The following is a 19,441-nucleotide window of genomic DNA, read 5'->3' on the forward strand; positions in this document are numbered from 1 at the left end:
GATTCTCACCTAACGTTGGTTTTGTTTTTTAAAAACGTTGACACCTATAGCCAGTAATACTTTGGCCATATAATAAACCGAAGACATCGAACCTATTGAGGAAGTACCACCTTGCCGTTCACGCATGACGACCGGCGTTTCGCAAATTTTAAACCCGCGTAAACCCAATACGATGACAGCTTCCGGTTCCGGATAATCGGATGGATATTCCTCGGCAAGCAACGCGATAGCCTGTTTATTATATGCGCGAAAGCCGGATGTATTATCCGTGATACGTTGGCCGATGATTGCCGAATTAACCCATTCAAAAATACGAATCCCGATACGACGAAGCCATGTGGACTGAAATCCTTCTCGGTTTAAGAAACGCGAGCCGATCACCATATCAGCGGTACCTTCTTGCAAAGGGCTTATCAATTTATGAATAAAGGACGGATCATGCTGACCGTCCCCGTCAATCTGTATAGCCATATCAAATTTTTTGTCGCGTGCATATCGAAAACCGCATTGTACTGCACCGCCAATACCTAGATTATATGGCAAATCCAAAACAACCGCGCCGGTTGTACAAGCACAATCGGAAGTGTTGTCCGTAGATCCGTCATTAACTACGAGCACTGTCGCACGAATATTCGACAACGTATCCGTAGCTTTTTGAACTCGAAGCACGACATCTGCTATATTCGAAGCTTCATTGTACGCCGGAATAATCACCAAAAGACGATTCACTGGATTTCCACTTTTTGTAATTGTCGCCGAACATTCCAACCCGTTACTATGACAAATCCAACCATTACTATCACAGACAAAAGAATCAGGGTTTTCGAAACTCCGGCATAATAGAGATACATGAACCAATAGTCAATGAGATACGTTACTTTGGAACGGTCCTCTTCCGAGAGCGGGATGCGCTCATCCGTGGCGCGAATGGACAACACACCAATATCCCCGTTCCAGTGTTTACTGATAGCCTCGCCCATAAGTTCCCAGTGACCGACCACTGGGGAATAATTGGGAACAAAATGTGATTTATATAAAAACTCCGGATCAGAAAATTCCCGCGTATACGGATATTCGCCCAAATATCGGTAATAACTTCCCAGATAGATGGTCATTCCGCCAAATTGGATCAGCAAACCGATTACCGCGAGCATTTGTATCATAAAATGCAAAGTTCGGTTTTTTTTGATAGTTTCATACACGTAAGTTCCTATGACTATAAAAAGCAAAGGAACTATCGGAAGAAGATATCGCGGCCCCCAACTCCCGTCGCCGGCCCACGCTACAAATTTAGCATGGAGCGCTATGAATGTGCAGCACACTATCGCTATTACTGTAAATAACTTGAACTCTCTTTGTAAAAAACAACGTGCCGCCGGGAATATAAGTATGGTAAGCGGTGCGTAGAGAAATAAACTTTTTCCGGAACTAAAAAGTAATCCGTATACCCCGACTAAAAAAGGATTTGAAAAAGGGTTTTGTATTTTGGAATAACCCGATGTAAAAGGCCCACCGAAAATTAACCAATTGTAGCATACGGCCATTCCGATAAAAACACTCACCCAGGCACTGAAGATACTTACCGGTATAACCACATTTGCCGCTCGCAACCAATCCTTAACACGAAGACGGTTATCATATAAAACCCATACCAGATATGAACCAAAAACCGGTACAAAAATCAAAAATGAAGGTTTGATCAATACAAGCCAACCTGCAGCAATTCCGGCCAAATGCAGATGCTTTCGCAATGAAGTTCGACCAAATGTAAAAATTTCCATTATGGCCATCAGTACGCATACTGTTATCAGGGGTTCGCGCATCGAAGATTTAGAATACACAAACACATTAGTTGTAAACAACAACGCCGATGCCCATAAGAAAGCAAAACCCCAGGATACTCCCATGAAACGTAGGTAATGTATCATCAAAAGGCCGAGCAGAGCACATAAGATCGGATTGATCAGAGTGAAAATGCCCTTGAGAACAAAAAGCGAATACGCTTCAGGAATTGAAAGTATTTTGGTTACCAATAAGCCGAGGGCATACATCGGTGCACCCAGTAACGTATAACCGACACCACCTCCGACATAAAATCGGCCATCCACGCCGAATGCACCGTTATTGACGATACCGGTCGGTATAGCCAACGTTCCCCTCTCGACTACACTTTGCGCTTCGAGAAAATATGCCGTCTCATCGCTGGATGCAATCCTCCCGCCCGTGAAGAGTAAATTCACCGAAAGAAAGAAAATAAAAAGATGAATATATGTTTCTTTCATACGACGCGTCTAATTTCGTCTGTCATTTGCGCTGCTTTGATTGACCAACTGTTTTTCGCAGCTAAAGATTTAAGCTTTTCTGTATCTGCCTTACTACGTAGAGCTTTGCCAACATATTGAACAAAGTCTTCGTCGGAATCCGCAATATAAACATGTGGAGCTAAATTACGAACTTCTTCAGAGAAGCCAAACGTTACAGTTGGTTTACCGCAGGCTAGAAACTCATAGAGGGTATTTGGGTTTGCCCCCCAAATACGACGGTTATTGCGGAATGGTAAGATACACACGCTTGCACTGTGCATATACGAAGGTAGTTCAGCATGTTTTTTTTCTGAGATCAATATCAGCCCGTAAACTTGAGCCAGTATCCGTAGCTGCTCACCGGTAACCGCATGTTTGATCGGGCCTAATACGACAAATGCCGCCTCAGGGAGTGATTCGATCAGTCGTGTTAATAATTCAACATTGAACCATTCTGCTACAGCTCCGCTAAAAAATACTACAGGTCGGTCTGTGGGCATTTCCACTGGCTTAATAGTAGGCTTCGAATCAAATAATTTAAAATCTACACCGTTTCCGATAACCGACACACGCGATGGATTATGAGGTAGGATGTCCTCTACTAATTTTTTGGAAACTGTGGTAGTCACATTCGAAAGTCGAATGGTTTTTTTAAAAAACTCCTTTGCGGTTGGGAGTAATAGTGTAAACCCCAACGGATAATCATTGCAATCGTAAATCACAGCTTTTTTTTTCATGCGTCGAATGATATCGGCATAGTAAATATTGGATGTTGCAATGACCCTTTCCGGCGCATCAAATCCTGTTTTTCGACATAACCATAACACCCACAATGAAGCTATCCATTCGATAACCGTACGAAACGGCCAAAGCACTTGCAACTTGTTAATCAGAGGGTAAGGTGTAGCTTTAAAAAAAGGAACGGTGGCATAAGTGACCCGCCCCTCACGAATAGGGTGAAATTGATTATTTTTACCTAACACAAAACTTTCGATAAACAGCACTTCCCAATCCGGCGGAAAATTTTCAATGATCTGCTGCTTACGCGTTTTGAGATACGTCCATTTTATTTCTGAAAACCAAACAACTTTCATAGCATCATCATTCTGCACAAATGCCTGTCGGTAGCTGTCGTCCGTTTAAAAAATCAGTTACATTCATTCGTTTTTTGGACGGGGGTTGCAATTCCAAAATCGCGACCACTCCATCACCGGTTTGAATCCATATTCCGTCTTGTTTATTAGAGACTATGATCGTACCGGGAGCCGACTGCTCGGCTTTTTTGACCGTTTCAATACGAAATATTTTGTACGCTTCACCATCAATGGTCGTCCATGCGCACGGATAGGGAGATAGTCCCCGCACCATGTTTTTTATTTCCCGAGACGATCTGGTCCAGTCAATACGGCATGTTTCTTTGAATAGTTTAGGTGCCGTTGTCGCCAATTGATCATCCTGCACGCGCGTCACCACCTTATTCTCCGCGATAAGGTCAGCGGTTTCTAAAAACACGTCCGCGCCTATTTCTGATAAACGATCATGCAATTCGCCCACCGTTTCATTTTCACCGATGATGGTTTTTCGTTGAAGAATAATCGTACCGGTATCCACTTTTTTCTGAATAAAAAAAGTAGTGACTCCGGTTTCGGATTCACCACGTATGATCGCCCAATTGATCGGCGCTGCTCCACGGTATTTGGGCAGTAAAGAAGCATGCAAATTGATGCATCCCAAGGAAGGCAATTCAAAAACTTCGGGTGGTAATATTCGATACGCTACGACCAAAAACACATCCGCATTATAAAAACGTAAAGACGCAATGAACTGCTCATCTTTGAGATTGTCAGGTTGTAGTACAGGCAGACCCAGTTCGACGGCCAATTCTTTGATGGGCGTAAAACTCACTTGCTGACCGCGACCGCGAGGAAGATCCGGCGTCGTAACAACAGCTACGACTTCGTGATGACTTTGGGCTAGTCGGCGGAGCGAAGGAACGGCAAATGCCGCCGTTCCCATAAATACAATGCGCAGTTTTTTCATAGCGCGGCAAAGGTAGCATGTTTTACGGGAAAAATGAAGCAGATTTTACAGAGTATGCAGATTATCTTTGTTAGAATAGAATTGCGTATGACAAGCAGTAATCCAACCAATCAAGTCATTATGTGCGAACAAATCAAAATTTGAAACTTCAGATTATACTCTGATAATGTGATTTTTATCAGGCGAATCTGATGACGATACTACCGTAAAGCAATTTGAACATTGTCACAATTGACGACAAAAGCCTTCTCTGTGGGCTTCTACAGCGATTTCGCCTTTGTTTGTATCTATAACCTATATTGATTGTGTAGCGACTGTTTGCAGTTTCTGATTATTTGTGTACTGACAGTGATCATAGGAATGTCTGACAACATGAGCTACCATTATCATTTCATATAATATGTAATCGTCTTATCAATAACGGAGTTATCAATGAGTTTACCTTTAATTATCCAAGGTGGAATGGGTGTTGCCATTTCCGACTGGCGATTAGCCAGGGCTGTTTCTATAACCGGTCAGTTAGGTGTTGTGTCCGGCACAGGGATCAGCCGTATTTTCACTTCGCGGCTTATGCAGGGTGATGTGTCGGGTATGATACGCGAAGCGCTATCCCATTTTCCCTCTAAGGAATCCGTACAATCCGTTCTCGAACGCTATTTCATTCCTGGTGGAAAATCTACTGAAGATCCTTATAAATCACAGCCGGTTTACTCGTTGAATCCATCCGTTTTTTTGGAACAGCTAACTACGCTGGCCAATTATGTAGAAGTTTTTCTTGCAAAACGTGAACATACTGGCATTGTCGGCATCAATCTTCTTGAAAAAGTACAAATGCCTAACCTCGCTTCGCTCTATGGAGCTATGTTGGCAGGCGTTGACTATGTATTGATGGGAGCGGGAATCCCTACTCAAATTGCAGGAATATTGGACAAACTTAGAAATCACGAACCCGTCAGTTACCGCTTAGACATTCAAAATTCATCCCCAAATGACGAAGTTCGCTTTCATTTTGATCCGCAAAAAATTTTTCCAGACATCGCAAAATTGACAAGCACACTCAAGCGCCCAAAATTTATTCCGATTGTTTCATCCACCGTACTTGCGCAAGCTTTGATCAAACGAAGTGAAGGCAAGATCGATGGTTTTATCGTCGAAACGCCGACAGCCGGAGGTCATAATGCGCCGCCACGCGGATCCATGCGACTAAATGAACGGGGAGAGCCGATATACGGAGAAAAAGATAAAGTTGATATCGCGAAGTTAAAAGAATTAGGCCTGCCTTTTTGGTTAGCCGGAGGTTTCGGACATCCGGAAAAACTGAAAGAAGCCGTTAATAACGGAGCCGCAGGAATTCAAGTCGGTACTTTATTTTCTTTATGCGATGAATCCGGAATGGATGCCCTACTCAAAAAACAAACCTTACAAAAAATCTTGGATAAAAACGTAAAAATAATAACCAACCCCGTTATTTCCCCTACCGGGTTCCCTTTCAAAGTCACGCAAATCAAAGGCACGGCATCGGATACTGAGGTGTATTCTGCCCGTGAACGAATATGCGATTTAAGTCTTTTGCGAACGGTATCCAAAAACGATGACGGAACTATCGTCTATCGCTGTCCCGCCGAGCCAGTGGAAGAATATGTACGCAAAGGAGGCCACGCAGAAGATACTATAGGTCGTACCTGTCTTTGCAATAATCTGGTGGCCGCTGCCGGATTTCCCCAAATCCGAAAAAACGGCTATGTCGAACCGCCTCTGGTGACATCCGGCGATGATTTAGAAAGTGTGAATATCTTCATCTCAAAAGATAAATTAAATTATTCGGCCAAAGAAGTTATCAATTACCTTATGAAACAAAATAATCGATAATCGAATGGGGAAATTTGAAAATAGTGATTGACTCTATAGTGATTGACTCTATTACGGTGCAAAAAAACGAGGTTTGGTAACCTCGTTTTTTTATGTAAAATCGTAACGATATTTTGGTTTAAGAATGGTTTGTGTTTTTTACTACGCTAATGGGAATGCAAATTTGTGCAAAGCCATAAGTCACTTTGACTTTCGTTGAAATGAGTCGATCTGAAAAAATACCTCTTCAGGCATCGGCAAATGGCCTTTACCCGGTATTACATGTTCAGCAATATTGGCAGAACTCTGACGTTGCGCTATGGCTTTACCTTCAAGCCACTGACCGTAGAACCGCCCGCCGGATGACCAGGAAGAATCCAAACTGCCGACGAGGTTGATCAGAGGTAAATTACGATTTTCCCCTGCAATCGGAAGTACCGTTTCTCCGAGACAACGATTTCTTAAATTACCGGTCACAGTGACCGCGGCATTTAATTTTCCGGATGCAATAATGTCATCGCCCACGCCAAATGAGCGCCGCCTCAAAGCCAGTAATATGTATGCGCGCTTCGCCGTTGTACCATTGTGTAACATCCTGTAATACGGCATCAAGTCCTTGCAAATCAAAAGCACAAGTTCCTTCGCGATCAATTTGATCCCAGGTGTCCGATGTATAAGGAAATATATCAGGATTACGCAGACCCTGATTCCCATTCGTTACGATAAACGGTGCCACGATGATGTAAGGTCGTTCGCCGCGCGCTTTTATGAAACGAAGTGCATTTTCTTGGAACTGTTTTTCTACGGCTTCGCAGACTACCAACACTGGCCATGTTTTTGTATTACTCCACTCTTTGGGTAGTGATAAGTAATACTGCATCGCATGATCTTTAGCTTTCAAGAGCAAAAGATTTTCTCGATGAGCCTTGACATCGATCGACACTAAAAAGAAAGTTACATACAGAAATGCAGTCGAACTTTTTAAAAGATTTAAACTCATATCTTTTATTTTATAATAAACACTACCCCGCCAAGTTTGACGGGGTAGCTCGTTTAAAAAAAATCGAAAGGACAAATCATTAAATCCTTACATATCTGTCGAAGCGCTATTTTCCTTTAAAAGATTTCAACCACCACGAATGAAACTGTTGTTGTTCCGCTGAGGGTTCTCTGACCGGAGTTATTACATGATTTTCCATGATTTCAATTTTACCGGCTGTACCTTGCAATATCATTTCTTTGGCATCGCGCTCGATTTTCCACGCAAAGGATTCGCCGGGTTGCATGGTTTGGCGAATTTGCTGCATCGCAGGATCGCGCAAATCATAAAGCTTATCCTGATACCACATCCCCAATATCACATCCCCTTCGCGAATTCCCGTTTGGCGATTGACTTCGTTCGTCGTGTCAACACCGCTAACCACAACTTTATCGTGGTCTAACGACAACGAGAAGGTACCTCGCACGGAACGAAATCTACCGGTCGGCTTTGATTTAACGTAATCATATCCTGCTTTTGCAATGTATTCTCTCACCGGTAGAGGCTCGTTACCCTGGATATATCGTTTAATAAAATCATCGATTTCAGGGTACGTCATCTTGACGATGATATCAAAAAATTCTGAATCCGGAAAAGCTTTATCCGGTCCGTATTTTTTGGAAAGCTTCAATACGACATCGCGCAACCCTGTTTTTCCTTTCGAAAGCTCTAACAATCGCATATCGAGTAACATGGCCGTCAAAGCACCTTTGGCATAGATATTTTGATACTGCGCGTTTAAGTGCCCATACGAACCTAAGGATAGATCCACCAAGCTGACGCGCGGATCATAATTGTCGTTGACACTCATTTTTTGAGAAACTCTCTCACAGAACTCATTTGGTTGAACTAATCCGCTGCGCACCTGCATAATCTGTGCTGCCCATTCCGTAACCCCTTCATAGAACCACAAATGGCGTGATGGCGTGGGTTGTTCAAAATTAAATCGTTCGATGATTTCACTATGAATGTTAAGCGGCGTGACAATGTGAAAAAATTCATGCGCCGCCGTACTTCTGATGATATCCACAAGTCCGGAACCCATACCTCCGCCTGAAGGAAAAGAAGTGCTCTCCGGTAGAATGTAAAACGAGGAATAACTGTGTTCCCATGCACCCCAAGCCGGCAAAGGATCTGAGGTAAACTTATATAAGAAGGCATAACGTTTGACCGGCAGTCCTCCTAGAAATTGCTCTGCTGATATCAAAATATCTTTAAGGTGCGAAAGCAGACTGTCAGCCGCCATCGTTCCATTTTTGGCATGACAAAATACATCCACCTGAGCTCCGCCGATTTTCATACCGGCTTTAGTCAGCTTACCAAACAAAAACGGAGAGTCAACCACTTCATCGAAAGTTTTAGCTTTATAGGTTCCGTTTTTTTCTTCAAGCGCTGTACCGACCAGCCATCCTTGGGGATAATTGTATTTGATCTGCATCGGATTTGACTGAAAGCCCTGAAAATATCCGAAAACCATCTGACCGTTGAGTAAAACATTATCCGTTTCGATCGAAGATCCGCTCATCGGACCCACTTGATCTTCTTTGATTATTGTATCATACGAATCCTCGACTTGATATCGGATCGTATGTAGTTTTTTGGCACCCGCGATGACATACTGATTAACGCTGCGATGTATAACCGGCAACACACGCCCTTTTTCATCATACGCCGTAAAACCACCGACAAAACGACCGATATCCATTACTTGGTACGTGCCAGGTGCCGTCGAGGCAAACTGAAACACCGTCGTGTCGTTTTGAATTCCTTTAACGTGCAACGTAACAAAAAAAGAATCTTTTTCTATTTTGGTCAAATCAACATCGTATCGCAAATCTAGTTTATCTCCGGCAAGTACGGAACCTGCGGTTATTATAATCGATGCAATGGTGCTTAATATTTTCACCTTCGTCTCCTGATTCTGTAGATTAATTACTTAGCCAACGTTTACGAAAAGCCAATTGGTCCGACGTCGGTTTCTCGACGGGAAGTATGACATGGGGCTTGATATTTTTTTTGACACCGGCCTTGGCTGTAAGCTTGATCTCTTCACTGCCACGTTGTACGATCAAGCCAAATTCTTCGCCGGGCTTAACGCTATTCATAGCTTTTTGGACACCCGGTTTGCCTAATCGAAATTCCGTACTGTCTTTGATGAAGCCAAGGAAAGCATCGCCGTTTTGCAAGCCCAGTTTGGCCGTCACGGCATTGGATGCATCCACGTCTTTAAATGTTATCTTATCCGTACCATAATCAAAATCAAACTTGCCCATGTCCGTTTTTTCTTCATTCGTTTCAAACTTTGCATGATAGGCATAACCCGCCAAATTCAGCATTCTTTCTACGGGCAATGGTTCGTATCCTTTGATATAACGATCAATAAAATCTTTCATGTCGGGGTGCGTCATTTTGACGACAATGTCAAAAATTTCTTTTTCCGGAAATGCTTTTTTCGGTCCGTACTGCTTGGCCAGTTTTTTAACCAAATCATTTAAACCCATTTTACCCTTGGTGAGTTCGAGCAGTCGCATATCAAAAAGCATCATCGTCAATGCACCGCGGACGTAAATATTACCATACTGTGGCGCCAATTCACCAAACGATCCGTGCGCGAGATCGACTAAACTAAGATCCGAACGAAAATAATCACTGGTAACTAATTTATTCGTAATACGCTCTGTAAATTCATCCGAAGTAATCATGCCGCCGCGCACTTGCATGAGATGGGAAGCCCATTCCGTCGTTGCCTCGTACAACCAAAGATGATCGGAAGGCGTCGGTTTTACAAAATTGAATTGCTGGATAATTTCACTGTGAATATTGAGCGGTGTTACAATATGAAAAAATTCATGCGCGGAAAAATCTTTCACCGTTTCACCATAAACACTCATCGGTTTTTCAGGCATGACGTATTCTGAGGAATAGCTATGTTCCCATGCACCATAAACCGCCGGCACGTCTTGACGAAAATGATATAAAAACGCATACCGCTTTACAGGCAATTCACCTAAAAATTTTTCCGCAGCGACCAGCATCGCTCGCAATGCTTCAAGCAACGAATCAGCCGTAACGATATTATTTTGCGAATAACAGTAGATACCTACTTCAGCACCGCCAACCTTGGTTTTCACTTCGGTCAATCGCCCTAATAAAAACGGCGAATCTACGATGTGATCAAACGAATCAGCCGAATATATGCCGTTTTTTGGAGTAAGCGCAGTTGCAATTTTCCAATCTTTCGGGCAATCAATTTGCACTTGTATCGGATTAGCCTGATACCCGTGAAAGTATCCAAAAACCATCTGGCCGTTAATAAGCGCATTGTCTTTTTCAATATTGGATCCGGCCATCGGATAAATGGGGTGAACGGTTAAATTGGTGTCATTAACATCTTCTACGCGATACGATATAATAGCCAAATTTTTAGCGTCATTGATTACATATTGATTAATGCCGCGTTGTACGACGGGAAGCGATTTCCCTTTGCTGTCGCTGGCCGTAAAACCATTGACAAAGCGACCGACATCCATCACCTGATATGTACCGGGCGCTGTCGAAGCGAATTGAAATACCGCCGAATCATTTGACCATCCTTTTACAGCCAGTGTCACATAAAACCGATCTTGCATAGGTTCGGAAATGTCTACACGGTAATTTAGTTTGATATCCCCTGCGATAAGCGACCCGGAAAAGGTAACAGCCATTACCCATAGTTTCATCCAACGCATCGAACGTCTCCTCTATAAAAAATGATGATATCGTTTCAAGTGTTTGAAATACGTTAATGGTTACGAAATGTTTCTTGGTTTTTTTAAAAATACCGGATTCAGGGGATATGGAGCCAAATGCGACGGAAACGAAGCTGTTCCGGAGTGGGATCGGATACGGGGCGAATACGATGTTTTTCGATAACAGGGGCACGACCGGCCAAAGCATTTAACGTCAACGTTTGTGAACCGCGGCGAACAACCCAGGCAAACGATGCGCCTTCGTCTATAAATGAGAAAAATTCAATAAGCGAAACATCGGTCAAAGGCAGATCAATGTTATTAAGTACCATTTTTTCGATGATGTCGCCAACTTGCAAACCCAATCCGGTACAAACCGAATCGTTGGGATCAACGGAGGTAACGATTACCATCGTGTCTTTTTGCATCACTTCAAAAAGCCCAAGGTGATTACGCATCCGCGTTGTTTCATACTTGGATTCGTATTGATAACCTGCCTTGATAAGATATTCCGCTATAGGCAGCCGCTCCGATCCGCGAATGTAGCGATCCATGAATTCACGCACCTCCGAATAGGTGTGATCAACAATGATATCGTATAAGGAACTGTCGGTAAAAGATTTCCCCGCACCATATTTTTTTACAAGTGCCATGATCACATCGCGAAGTCCACGTTTACCATCGGAAAGTTCCAATAATTTCATATCCAATAGTGCTGCTGTAAGCGCACCGCGTTCGTAGATATTAGCATATTGATCTTCATACACATCATACGCGCCGAGGCTCATCGTTTCGAGACTGATATCCGGCTTGTATCGATCGTTGCGCAGTAGTTTTTCGCGTAAGCGCTGCATATATACGCTGTCGGGGATGACTCCGGTGCGTACCTGCATGATATCACTGGCCCACTCGGTAACGCCTTCATAAAGCCAGAGATGACGCGAGGGTGTCGGACGATCAAAGCGATACGGGACGATTTTTTCACTGTGCAAATTGAGCGGCGTGATGATATGAAAAAACTCATGTGCCGCTATGCTTTGTACGATGGGCCGAAGGCCTTCGAGTTTCATTTCCGGGATGACATAAAACGACGAATAATTATGCTCCAGCGCGCCGTATATCGGCCCGGTATCTTCACGAAAATGGAATAAAAAAACATAACGATCTACCGGTAATGTGCCAATAAATTTTTTTGATGCATTCAGTATATCTTTGAGTTGCGAGCGTAACCAGGTCGCGTTAACACGATTTTTTTCAGAATAACAATAAACCGATATCTTGGTTTTATCCATTGTCCAATGAGCCGTCGTAAGGCGACCGGCCATAAGCGGCGCATCTACCAAATCATCGTAAGTCGGTGCTATGAGGTAACCGTCTTTAGAAACTAACGCCGTACCCAATTTCCAATCAGCAGGCATCGTAACGCGTAAACGATATGGAATATTTTGAAATTCAGAAAAGTACCCGAATGTCATGAACCCGTTGATGACGATATTGTCCGGCTCTATATTCGTGCCACCCATCGGATGTATGGGGTTTTCACCGATTCGTTCACCGAAGCTGTCATTAACCTTGTACACAATGCGTGCAAGGCGCCGTGCTTCGTCTATACGAAATTGATTTACCGACGTACGTGTGACGGTAAGTTCGCGCCCTGATGTGTCCAACGCGGAGAAACTTCCTACAAAACGGCCTGCATCCAATATCGCATACGTACCGGGCGCCGTCATCGGGAACTGAAAAAGTGCGGATGAATGGGGATATTTTTTTATATCAAGCTGAACAAAAAACGAATCGTCGTCCAATGACGTCAGATCCATGCGGTAAGTCAACTCAGGTAATTGCGCAAATGCCGAAACAGCTATGTGCGCAAATATAACCCATAAGAAAAATACCCGCCGCGTCATGAAATCCTCAAACCGTTTGCAACAGGTCGCTCGGTTTGAAGCAATACAACCCCTTCCGGTGTTACCACGCCGAGCACAAGACATTCCGAAAAGAAATTGGCAATTTGTTTGGGTGGGAAATTGACAACAGCGAGGATTTGTTTTCCGATGAGGGCTTGTTTGTCATACATATCCGTGATCTGTGCACTCGAGCGTTTGATGCCTGCCACTCCAAAATCAATTGTGAGTTGATAAGCGGGCTTCCGTGCTTTGTGAAAATCATTTACTTCGATGATCGTACCGGTGCGAATTTCCACCTTGTCAAAATCGTCGTAGCTGATCATAGTTTTCCGCTCAGATAGGCTAATCCCTGAATACCCAAATCGGGTTTGATTTCATGAATAGTGCGCGAAACTTTGGCAAATTTGGCGATCATGCCGCCGCTGGCCAAAACAGGCATATCCGGTTTTCCTAATTGCTCACGCATACGCGTTACGAGCCCGTCTATCATACCCGCATAACCAAAGATCACACCGCTGCGCACCGCATCATCAGTATTTTGACCGATCGGCGAATTCGGTACATCCAAATAAACTGTTTTAAGTAATGCCGCTTTTGCAATCAATGATTCGACCGAACCTTTGATACCCGGCGAAATAGCACCGCCTTGAAAAACACCATCGCTCACGGCAAAAACCGTCGTCGCCGTGCCTGCGGAAACAATGATGACATCTTTTCCTTTCAGACGAACCGCCGCTTCGGCTAATATCAAAATATCCGCACCAACCTGATGATTGATTGCCGGATGAAATCCATAACTCAAAGGTGACTTAACATCAATAAAAGATGATTTCACTCCACGGGTTTCTTCCAATAACTGAAACGCTATGGTGACCGACGGCACGACACTGGCGATTAGCAGCTCCGGTATCGTATCCAATTTGGCCTCACGGCAAACATTCTGAAGTTGAAAATAATATTCATCAACGGAGCGTTCCGAATCCGTACGAAACCGCCATACGTCCACAACACGCTCGCCGTCCAGCACGCCGATTTTGATATGCGTATTCCCGACGTCAATTCCCAGTCTTGTGCTCATACTTGCACTCCCAATTTTTTTCCGACCGCTTGAATAAATTCAAATTTGCCTTGTGCGTACGTATTTTTATCTTCAGGTACGTTTTCAGATAATTTATATTTTAAATCCGCATACGCATCCCGCAAAGCCTTATCACGGCGCAAAACATCACGAAACGTAATATGACGTCCCCAAAACGGCGACGTTCTGGCAGCCGCATGAATATGAAATAAATGATCGCGCGCTCCGTAATCCGGATTCCAATTTATGGATTTCTCTTCGACATTATTTTTTGGTCTAATAAAAAAACGTCTTTCTGGAATATATTTTTCGTACTCCGGTATATACCGATAATCCGCATCCGTCAATTTAGACACCATCGCTTGGAGTTCGATCATATCGTCAGTTCCGATCAAAATATCCACGACAGGTTTAGCCGCTAAACCCGGTACAGCGGTACTTCCGATATGTTCGATACTCAAGGTCTTATCAGGCCAAAGTTTCGTTAACCGCCGGGATTCGGATTCAAATAGGACAGCCCACTGCGCATCATACGCGATAACATGAATTTTCAATGATATAATACAGATAAGGTTATAGGAAAGTGAATATCCCGTATTGCAATAAACATAACCAATGCGTATTATTTTTTCAAACAATAACAGGAATGATTTCTGATGAAATTTTTAATACTCAATGGCCCCAATCTTAATCTGCTTGGCGAGCGCGAACCGCACATCTACGGGACTCAGACTTTGGCAGATATAGAGGATAATCTCAAAACCGTTTTTCCGGAACATACGCTCGAATTCAAACAATCCAACATGGAAGGGGAATTAATTGATTTATTACACGCTGTGCGTAAAACGCACAACGGCGTGGTTTTTAATCCGGGGGCATATTCGCATTATGCTATCGCGTTACAGGATGCTATTACATCTATTCAAATTCCCGTCGTGGAGGTGCATTTATCCAATATTCATGCACGCGAAGAATTTCGCAGCCGCAGCGTAGTAGCCCGGGCATGCATCGGTCAGATCACCGGTTTCGGTAGCTATGGGTACGAGATGGCCATTCGTGCGCTGATACAGCATCACACAAAGTAATCGATAGATATCGCATTATTTTACAATCTCAGGCCGCCTCTGTTATTACAAATTCCGCTTCCACGATCACTTCGGTTTTCATAGAATTGGCAATCAGGCATTTTTTATGTGCATCATGCATAATGGTGCGCGCTTTTTCTAAATCCGCTTCGTTATCTACAGCGATTTTGGGACGCACTACGATTTTTGTAAACCGATAACCGCCTTCGACAAATTCTAAAATACCGTTGGCCCGGCTTTGATAATCGGCAATGTGTAATCCGGCTTTTTCCGTAAATGAAATAAACGTCGTCATGGTACAAATTTCAGCCGCCGCGACGAACAAATCTTCCGGCGTCCAGACATCGGTTTCACCTTTAAACTCCGGCGGGCTGGCAACACGAAAAGCCGGCTTATCTTCGGATGAAAGCATCGCTGCACGCGTTGCTATACGATGCAAACCGGTATGATAGGTAAATGTTTTATATTTGGGTTTGGGGGCTACTGCTTCCATAATGCACCTCTATAATATTGGAATAGTTTTTATTTATATATAACTATATAGATATATAGAGATCGATCAAATGACTTTTATCATAAAAAAACCCGCCAAAAATATCTGGCGGGTTTTATAGATTCTTTATGAAAGATAATTATTTTTTCTTCTTCTTATCTTTCTTTTTGTCTTTTTTCTTATCGGATTTTTTAGACTTCTTATCCGATTTCTTATCCTTTTTCTTGTCCGTTTTTTTTGCTTCAACTTTTACGGCAGGTTTTGCCGAAGCCGCACTTTTTACTTTAATGCCAAGCACCTGCGCTACGGTCACGCCGAGATCGGCAGGGCTTTTGACGACGTGAATTCCAGCCGACTTCAGCGCTTTCATTTTTTCTTCCGCTGTACCTTTGCCACCGCTGATGATCGCACCGGCATGGCCCATACGACGACCCGGAGGCGCGGTCTGGCCCGCGATAAATGCAACCACGGGTTTTTTAAAATTCTTTTTAACCCATGCGGCCGCTTCTTCTTCAGCCGTACCGCCGATTTCACCGATCATAATGATCGCATCCGTATCTTTATCTTCGGCAAATAGTTTGAATGCATCCACGAAACGCGTACCGATCACAGGATCACCGCCGATACCGATACAGGTGGATTGACCGATTTTCAATGCCGTTAGCTGTCCCACCGCTTCATAGGTCAGTGTTCCGGAACGGGAAATAACTCCGACGCGACCGGGTTTGTGAATAAATGCCGGCATGATACCGACTTTACATTTACCGGGCGAAATCACACCGGGGCAATTCGGCCCGACGAGATGCACACCTTTATCTTTGATGAAATTGTAGGCACGCACCATATCCGCGGCAGGGATACCTTCGGTAATACAAATAATCACTTTGATACCTGCTTCGGCTGCTTCGATGATGGCATCGGCAGCAAAAGCCGGAGGAACAAAGATCACCGATGTATTGGCCTTGGCTTTTTCCACCGCATCTTTGACCGTGTTAAAAACGGGTACACCATACTTCAGTTTATCTTTTTCATTTCCTTTATATACAAGACCACCCTTGCCCGGTGTTACACCGGCGACTACGTACGGACCATACTCTGTCATCTGACTTGTATGAAAAGTACCTTCTTTACCCGTAATACCTTGTACCACAAGACGGGTCTTTTTATCTACCAAAACACTCATACCATTCTCCTCAAAGCTGTATTGATCAATATATTCTTACGACTATTTGCAAAATTACATTGGCCCAAATACCGGCAAGTACATCATCCATCATGACGCCCCATCCCTTCGGTAAGTCCTGCAGGCGATTAATGCCAAACCATTTGGTAATGTCAAAAAAACGGAAAAGAACAAAAGCGCCGATCATTACAATCCACGTTTTCGGAAGAAACCATAAGGCGATCCAAAGTCCAACGACTTCATCAATGACAACACACGAAGGATCGTGCCCGTACACCTTTTCCAGACGCGTCGCGGAGACCACGCCAAGCCCGAAAACTGCGGCGATAATAATAAAAAAAACAGCGTGAATCAATAAGGAAGATGACGAAGGAAAAAAAATGAAGTATATAGCCAGTGCCAAAAGACTTCCCCAAGTACCCGGCGCTTTCGGAAGATAACCCACCCCCAACGCCGTACCCAGGAGCTTATGCGCATTCAGCATCGGATTTACGTGTTTTTGACTTGTGAAGGTGAATGAAGAGAACGAAGGCTTTCACGGTTTTCATACAAATACAAAAGACCGGATATCACGGTGACCGTCGTCACCACCAGCATCCCTACGTAGATCACTTCGTAGTGCGTGACGATGTAGATGAAATAATTTAGTTGCTCACTGATCGTCATATGTATCAACGATTGCATGGCAATAAAAATTAAAATCAATCCGATCATCAACATCTGAAAAGCCGTTTTGAGCTTGGCAAAAAAATTAGTCATCATCGGTTTACCGCGACGTATCGCATACGAACGGAGGCTGGTTATCATAAAATCGCGGATCACAATCACCATCACCATCCATAGCTTTACAAATCCGAGATAAACGAATGAAAAAAATGCCGATAATACCAGTATTTTATCAGCCAAAGGATCAAGGAATTTACCCAATCCGGAATGGTAACTGTATTTGCGCGCCAAATAACCATCTACCCAATCGGTCACCGATGCAAAAACAAAAAGAGCAACGGAGTAAACCTGATACTCATCGGACAGCAAACAAAAAACAAATACCGGAGTTAGCAGGATGCGAAGGATAGTTAATATGTTAGGTATAAAACGCATGGCTAAGATAAACATTGTTTGGATAACCGGTGTTGGCTATCTTGGTGGCATATTACTCTAAAAGCGTTCAACAATCAAGTTATTTCTGTGCGTAAAACATGGCAGTGGATAGATACGGGGAAGCAGCCCGGAAGTTTCAACATGGCTTTTGACGAATATTTAGCGGCAGAAGTCGGCTCCGGTTTGCGGCCAACCACTTTACGTTTTTTCCAATGGCATCCGTATTGCATTTCACTGGGCAAACATCAGAATATATCCGAAATCAATTCTGAAAAAGCGCATCACGACGGACTTGAAATTGTCTTTCGGCCGACGGGTGGGCGTGCCATTCTCCATGCACAAGAATTGACCTACAGTATTGTCTATCGTGACGATATCCGCGGTTCGGTCGAAGAATCCCACGCGCATATCAGCACGGCGATTGCTATTGCTTTGCGCCGATTGGGATATGAAGCCTATTGTACGACCGAGCAGACTGATTTCAAGCAGCATTATCGAAATCCCTCTTCCGCGTTGTGTTTCTCCAGTTCCGCTAAATCAGAAATTCAGATTGAGGGGAAAAAAGTCGTTGGCAGTGCGCAGCGGCGATATGCGCAGGCTACGCTCCAGCATGGTTCGATCCTAATCGGAGATTTTCACCGAAAGCTGGCCGATTATATCCATGCCGACGCGGCTACTAAAAATATTTTGCAACGCGTTATGAATGAAAAAACTACCGAGCTGAATCAGTACATAGCCGTGGATATTGCTGCTCTCAAAGAATCGCTCCGGGAAGCTTTTTCCGAATTTTTTTCGGTAGATTGGACAGAGGGCGCGTGGCAAGCCGATGCGATCGCATCACACCATCAGCGCTCCGCTTTCATGGTGTGAAGACGCCGCAACAGCCGCATATTTTCGAAGCTGATTCAATGTACTTTGCAAGTCTTTGGGCAAAGGCGCTGAAACAGTAATTGGCCTGTTTTCCCATGGATGCAAAAAAGTAAGCGCTGCAGCGTGAAGCGCCAATCTCCCCGGCAAGGCTTTTTCATCCGAATCGCCGGTTCTCTTATAGTTTTTTTTCAACTGCGATAAAAATATTCCGGTCTCACTACCGTAATGCATATCCCCGACGATCGGCGTACCTTTCGCAAGACAGTGGATTCGTATCTGATGGGTACGCCCTGTTTTTGGACGTGCTTCAAGCCATGTCCATCGTGTAAACGACTCTATCACGCTAAACTCTGTTTCTGAAGGTTTCCCATGCGTACGATCAATTTTCATCAATCCGCGTTCTGCTTCACCGATCGGCACATCCACGTTGTATTGTTTTTCCTGCACGCGGCCGGAAACTAATGCCAAATAATTTTTTTGGATGGTATGTTTTTCAAATTGTAAACTGACGGATTGGTGCGCTTCCTTATGTTTAGCGAAAAGTACTACACCGCTGGTCGGTTTATCCAGACGATGCACTTTGAATACGAAACCCCTTTCATCACGGAGTAAATCCGCTAAATTCGGCGCTTTCGTATCAAACCGATCTGCAATCGTCAAAAGCCCGGACGGTTTATGTACTGCAATGAAGTGTTCGTCCTCAAAGAGTACAACGATATCCCTAAATGACATACTCATACTTTAACGGAATATTAAAATAGGTGAG

20 protein-coding genes are annotated in these 19,441 nt (G+C 43.8%); 3 read left to right on the forward strand and 17 right to left on the reverse strand.

All coding sequences use genetic code 11. The features are described from left to right. Positions 1–9: 9 nt before the first annotated feature. From HUU58_11740 to HUU58_11755, 4 genes are read right to left on the reverse strand one after another with little or no spacing between them, the layout of a single operon-like run. Positions 10–729, reverse strand: coding sequence for a glycosyltransferase family 2 protein (locus tag HUU58_11740; GenBank protein ID NUN46341.1), 720 nt, complete (start codon positions 727–729; stop codon positions 10–12). Further along, entirely contained in the window at positions 726–2,282 is a 1,557-nt protein-coding gene (locus HUU58_11745; GenBank protein ID NUN46342.1) for a hypothetical protein, read from the reverse strand. Before HUU58_11745 ends, HUU58_11740 begins: the two co-directional genes overlap by 4 nt. Further along, a complete protein-coding gene (locus HUU58_11750) occupies positions 2,279–3,397 on the reverse strand; it encodes a glycosyltransferase (GenBank protein NUN46343.1) in 1,119 nt (372 codons plus the stop codon). The genes HUU58_11745 and HUU58_11750 overlap by 4 nt, the downstream gene beginning before the upstream one ends. Before the next feature lie 7 nt (positions 3,398–3,404). After that, entirely contained in the window at positions 3,405–4,343 is a 939-nt protein-coding gene (locus HUU58_11755; GenBank protein ID NUN46344.1) for a methionyl-tRNA formyltransferase, read from the reverse strand. Positions 4,344–4,775: 432 nt separating this feature from the next. On the opposite strand from HUU58_11755, the gene HUU58_11760 reads away from it, so the two are divergent. After that, on the forward strand, positions 4,776–6,212 hold the full coding sequence (locus HUU58_11760) for a nitronate monooxygenase (GenBank protein ID NUN46345.1): 1,437 nt from the start codon (positions 4,776–4,778) through the stop codon (positions 6,210–6,212). Positions 6,213–6,392: 180 nt separating this feature from the next. Here the strand turns inward: HUU58_11760 and HUU58_11765 are convergent, their stop codons facing one another. The 8 genes from HUU58_11765 to HUU58_11800 form a co-directional block, all read right to left on the reverse strand. Continuing rightward, positions 6,393–6,716 carry a hypothetical protein gene (locus tag HUU58_11765; protein ID NUN46346.1) on the reverse strand — a complete coding sequence of 108 codons (324 nt, stop codon included), beginning with the start codon at positions 6,714–6,716 and terminating at the stop codon, positions 6,393–6,395. Further along, entirely contained in the window at positions 6,706–7,092 is a 387-nt protein-coding gene (locus tag HUU58_11770) for a hypothetical protein (protein ID NUN46347.1), read from the reverse strand. Before HUU58_11770 ends, HUU58_11765 begins: the two co-directional genes overlap by 11 nt. 205 nt (positions 7,093–7,297) lie before the next feature. Further along, positions 7,298–9,136: a peptidase gene (locus tag HUU58_11775; protein ID NUN46348.1), complete on the reverse strand. Its 1,839-nt coding sequence runs from the start codon at positions 9,134–9,136 to the stop codon at positions 7,298–7,300. Positions 9,137–9,158: 22 nt separating this feature from the next. Next, positions 9,159–10,958, reverse strand: coding sequence for a peptidase (locus HUU58_11780; GenBank protein NUN46349.1), 1,800 nt, complete (start codon positions 10,956–10,958; stop codon positions 9,159–9,161). Positions 10,959–11,056: 98 nt separating this feature from the next. After that, entirely contained in the window at positions 11,057–12,865 is a 1,809-nt protein-coding gene (locus tag HUU58_11785; GenBank protein ID NUN46350.1) for a hypothetical protein, read from the reverse strand. Next, positions 12,862–13,188: a tRNA-binding protein gene (locus tag HUU58_11790; GenBank protein NUN46351.1), complete on the reverse strand. Its 327-nt coding sequence runs from the start codon at positions 13,186–13,188 to the stop codon at positions 12,862–12,864. The genes HUU58_11785 and HUU58_11790 overlap by 4 nt, the downstream gene beginning before the upstream one ends. Next, positions 13,185–13,943 (reverse strand): type III pantothenate kinase, encoded by a 759-nt coding sequence (locus HUU58_11795; protein NUN46352.1) that lies wholly within the window; start codon positions 13,941–13,943, stop codon positions 13,185–13,187. Before HUU58_11795 ends, HUU58_11790 begins: the two co-directional genes overlap by 4 nt. Next, positions 13,940–14,497: a GrpB family protein gene (locus HUU58_11800; protein NUN46353.1), complete on the reverse strand. Its 558-nt coding sequence runs from the start codon at positions 14,495–14,497 to the stop codon at positions 13,940–13,942. Before HUU58_11800 ends, HUU58_11795 begins: the two co-directional genes overlap by 4 nt. Before the next feature lie 102 nt (positions 14,498–14,599). On the opposite strand from HUU58_11800, the gene aroQ reads away from it, so the two are divergent. Next, a complete protein-coding gene (gene aroQ, locus HUU58_11805; GenBank protein NUN46354.1) occupies positions 14,600–15,028 on the forward strand; it encodes a type II 3-dehydroquinate dehydratase in 429 nt (142 codons plus the stop codon). 28 nt (positions 15,029–15,056) lie between these two features. Here aroQ and HUU58_11810 read toward each other — a convergent pair whose 3' ends face one another. The 4 genes from HUU58_11810 to pgsA all read right to left on the reverse strand — a co-directional run bounded on the left by HUU58_11810 (position 15,057) and on the right by pgsA (position 17,820). Next, positions 15,057–15,521 carry an OsmC family protein gene (locus HUU58_11810; GenBank protein NUN46355.1) on the reverse strand — a complete coding sequence of 155 codons (465 nt, stop codon included), beginning with the start codon at positions 15,519–15,521 and terminating at the stop codon, positions 15,057–15,059. A 139-nt stretch (positions 15,522–15,660) separates the two neighbouring features. Continuing rightward, complete coding sequence (sucD, locus tag HUU58_11815) at positions 15,661–16,704, reverse strand: succinate--CoA ligase subunit alpha (GenBank protein ID NUN46356.1); 1,044 nt, start codon at positions 16,702–16,704, stop codon at positions 15,661–15,663. 25 nt (positions 16,705–16,729) lie between these two features. After that, on the reverse strand, positions 16,730–17,188 hold the full coding sequence (locus HUU58_11820; GenBank protein NUN46357.1) for a phosphatidylglycerophosphatase A: 459 nt from the start codon (positions 17,186–17,188) through the stop codon (positions 16,730–16,732). 5 nt (positions 17,189–17,193) lie between these two features. Continuing rightward, positions 17,194–17,820, reverse strand: a complete 627-nt coding sequence (gene pgsA / locus HUU58_11825) for a CDP-diacylglycerol--glycerol-3-phosphate 3-phosphatidyltransferase (GenBank protein NUN46358.1) — start codon at positions 17,818–17,820, stop codon at positions 17,194–17,196. A gap of 72 nt (positions 17,821–17,892) precedes the next feature. On the opposite strand from pgsA, the gene HUU58_11830 reads away from it, so the two are divergent. Beyond that, positions 17,893–18,675, forward strand: coding sequence for a lipoate--protein ligase family protein (locus HUU58_11830; protein ID NUN46359.1), 783 nt, complete (start codon positions 17,893–17,895; stop codon positions 18,673–18,675). Here HUU58_11830 and HUU58_11835 read toward each other — a convergent pair. Further along, positions 18,643–19,407, reverse strand: a complete 765-nt coding sequence (locus HUU58_11835; protein NUN46360.1) for an RluA family pseudouridine synthase — start codon at positions 19,405–19,407, stop codon at positions 18,643–18,645. The genes HUU58_11830 and HUU58_11835 overlap by 33 nt on opposite strands. Positions 19,408–19,441: the final 34 nt, after the last annotated feature.

Source organism: bacterium, assembly GCA_013360215.1.
GTDB lineage: Bacteria > CLD3 > CLD3 > SB21 > SB21 > JABWCP01.

What these genes read in the sequence shown, in the direction of transcription:
- HUU58_11780 (NUN46349.1), bottom strand. Translation starts at nt 10,958, where the DNA reads ATGCGTTGGATGAAACTATGGGTAATGGCTGTTACCTTTTCCGGGTCG.
- HUU58_11755 (NUN46344.1), bottom strand. Translation starts at nt 4,343, where the DNA reads ATGAAAAAACTGCGCATTGTATTTATGGGAACGGCGGCATTTGCCGTT.
- HUU58_11785 (NUN46350.1), bottom strand. Translation starts at nt 12,865, where the DNA reads ATGACGCGGCGGGTATTTTTCTTATGGGTTATATTTGCGCACATAGCT.
- HUU58_11750 (NUN46343.1), bottom strand. Translation starts at nt 3,397, where the DNA reads ATGAAAGTTGTTTGGTTTTCAGAAATAAAATGGACGTATCTCAAAACG.
- HUU58_11790 (NUN46351.1), bottom strand. Translation starts at nt 13,188, where the DNA reads ATGATCAGCTACGACGATTTTGACAAGGTGGAAATTCGCACCGGTACG.
- HUU58_11760 (NUN46345.1), top strand. Translation starts at nt 4,776, where the DNA reads ATGAGTTTACCTTTAATTATCCAAGGTGGAATGGGTGTTGCCATTTCC.
- HUU58_11795 (NUN46352.1), bottom strand. Translation starts at nt 13,943, where the DNA reads ATGAGCACAAGACTGGGAATTGACGTCGGGAATACGCATATCAAAATC.
- sucD (NUN46356.1), bottom strand. Translation starts at nt 16,704, where the DNA reads ATGAGTGTTTTGGTAGATAAAAAGACCCGTCTTGTGGTACAAGGTATT.
- pgsA (NUN46358.1), bottom strand. Translation starts at nt 17,820, where the DNA reads ATGTTTATCTTAGCCATGCGTTTTATACCTAACATATTAACTATCCTT.
- HUU58_11820 (NUN46357.1), bottom strand. Translation starts at nt 17,188, where the DNA reads ATGCTGAATGCGCATAAGCTCCTGGGTACGGCGTTGGGGGTGGGTTAT.
- HUU58_11835 (NUN46360.1), bottom strand. Translation starts at nt 19,407, where the DNA reads ATGTCATTTAGGGATATCGTTGTACTCTTTGAGGACGAACACTTCATT.
- HUU58_11745 (NUN46342.1), bottom strand. Translation starts at nt 2,282, where the DNA reads ATGAAAGAAACATATATTCATCTTTTTATTTTCTTTCTTTCGGTGAAT.
- HUU58_11810 (NUN46355.1), bottom strand. Translation starts at nt 15,521, where the DNA reads ATGGAAGCAGTAGCCCCCAAACCCAAATATAAAACATTTACCTATCAT.
- aroQ (NUN46354.1), top strand. Translation starts at nt 14,600, where the DNA reads ATGAAATTTTTAATACTCAATGGCCCCAATCTTAATCTGCTTGGCGAG.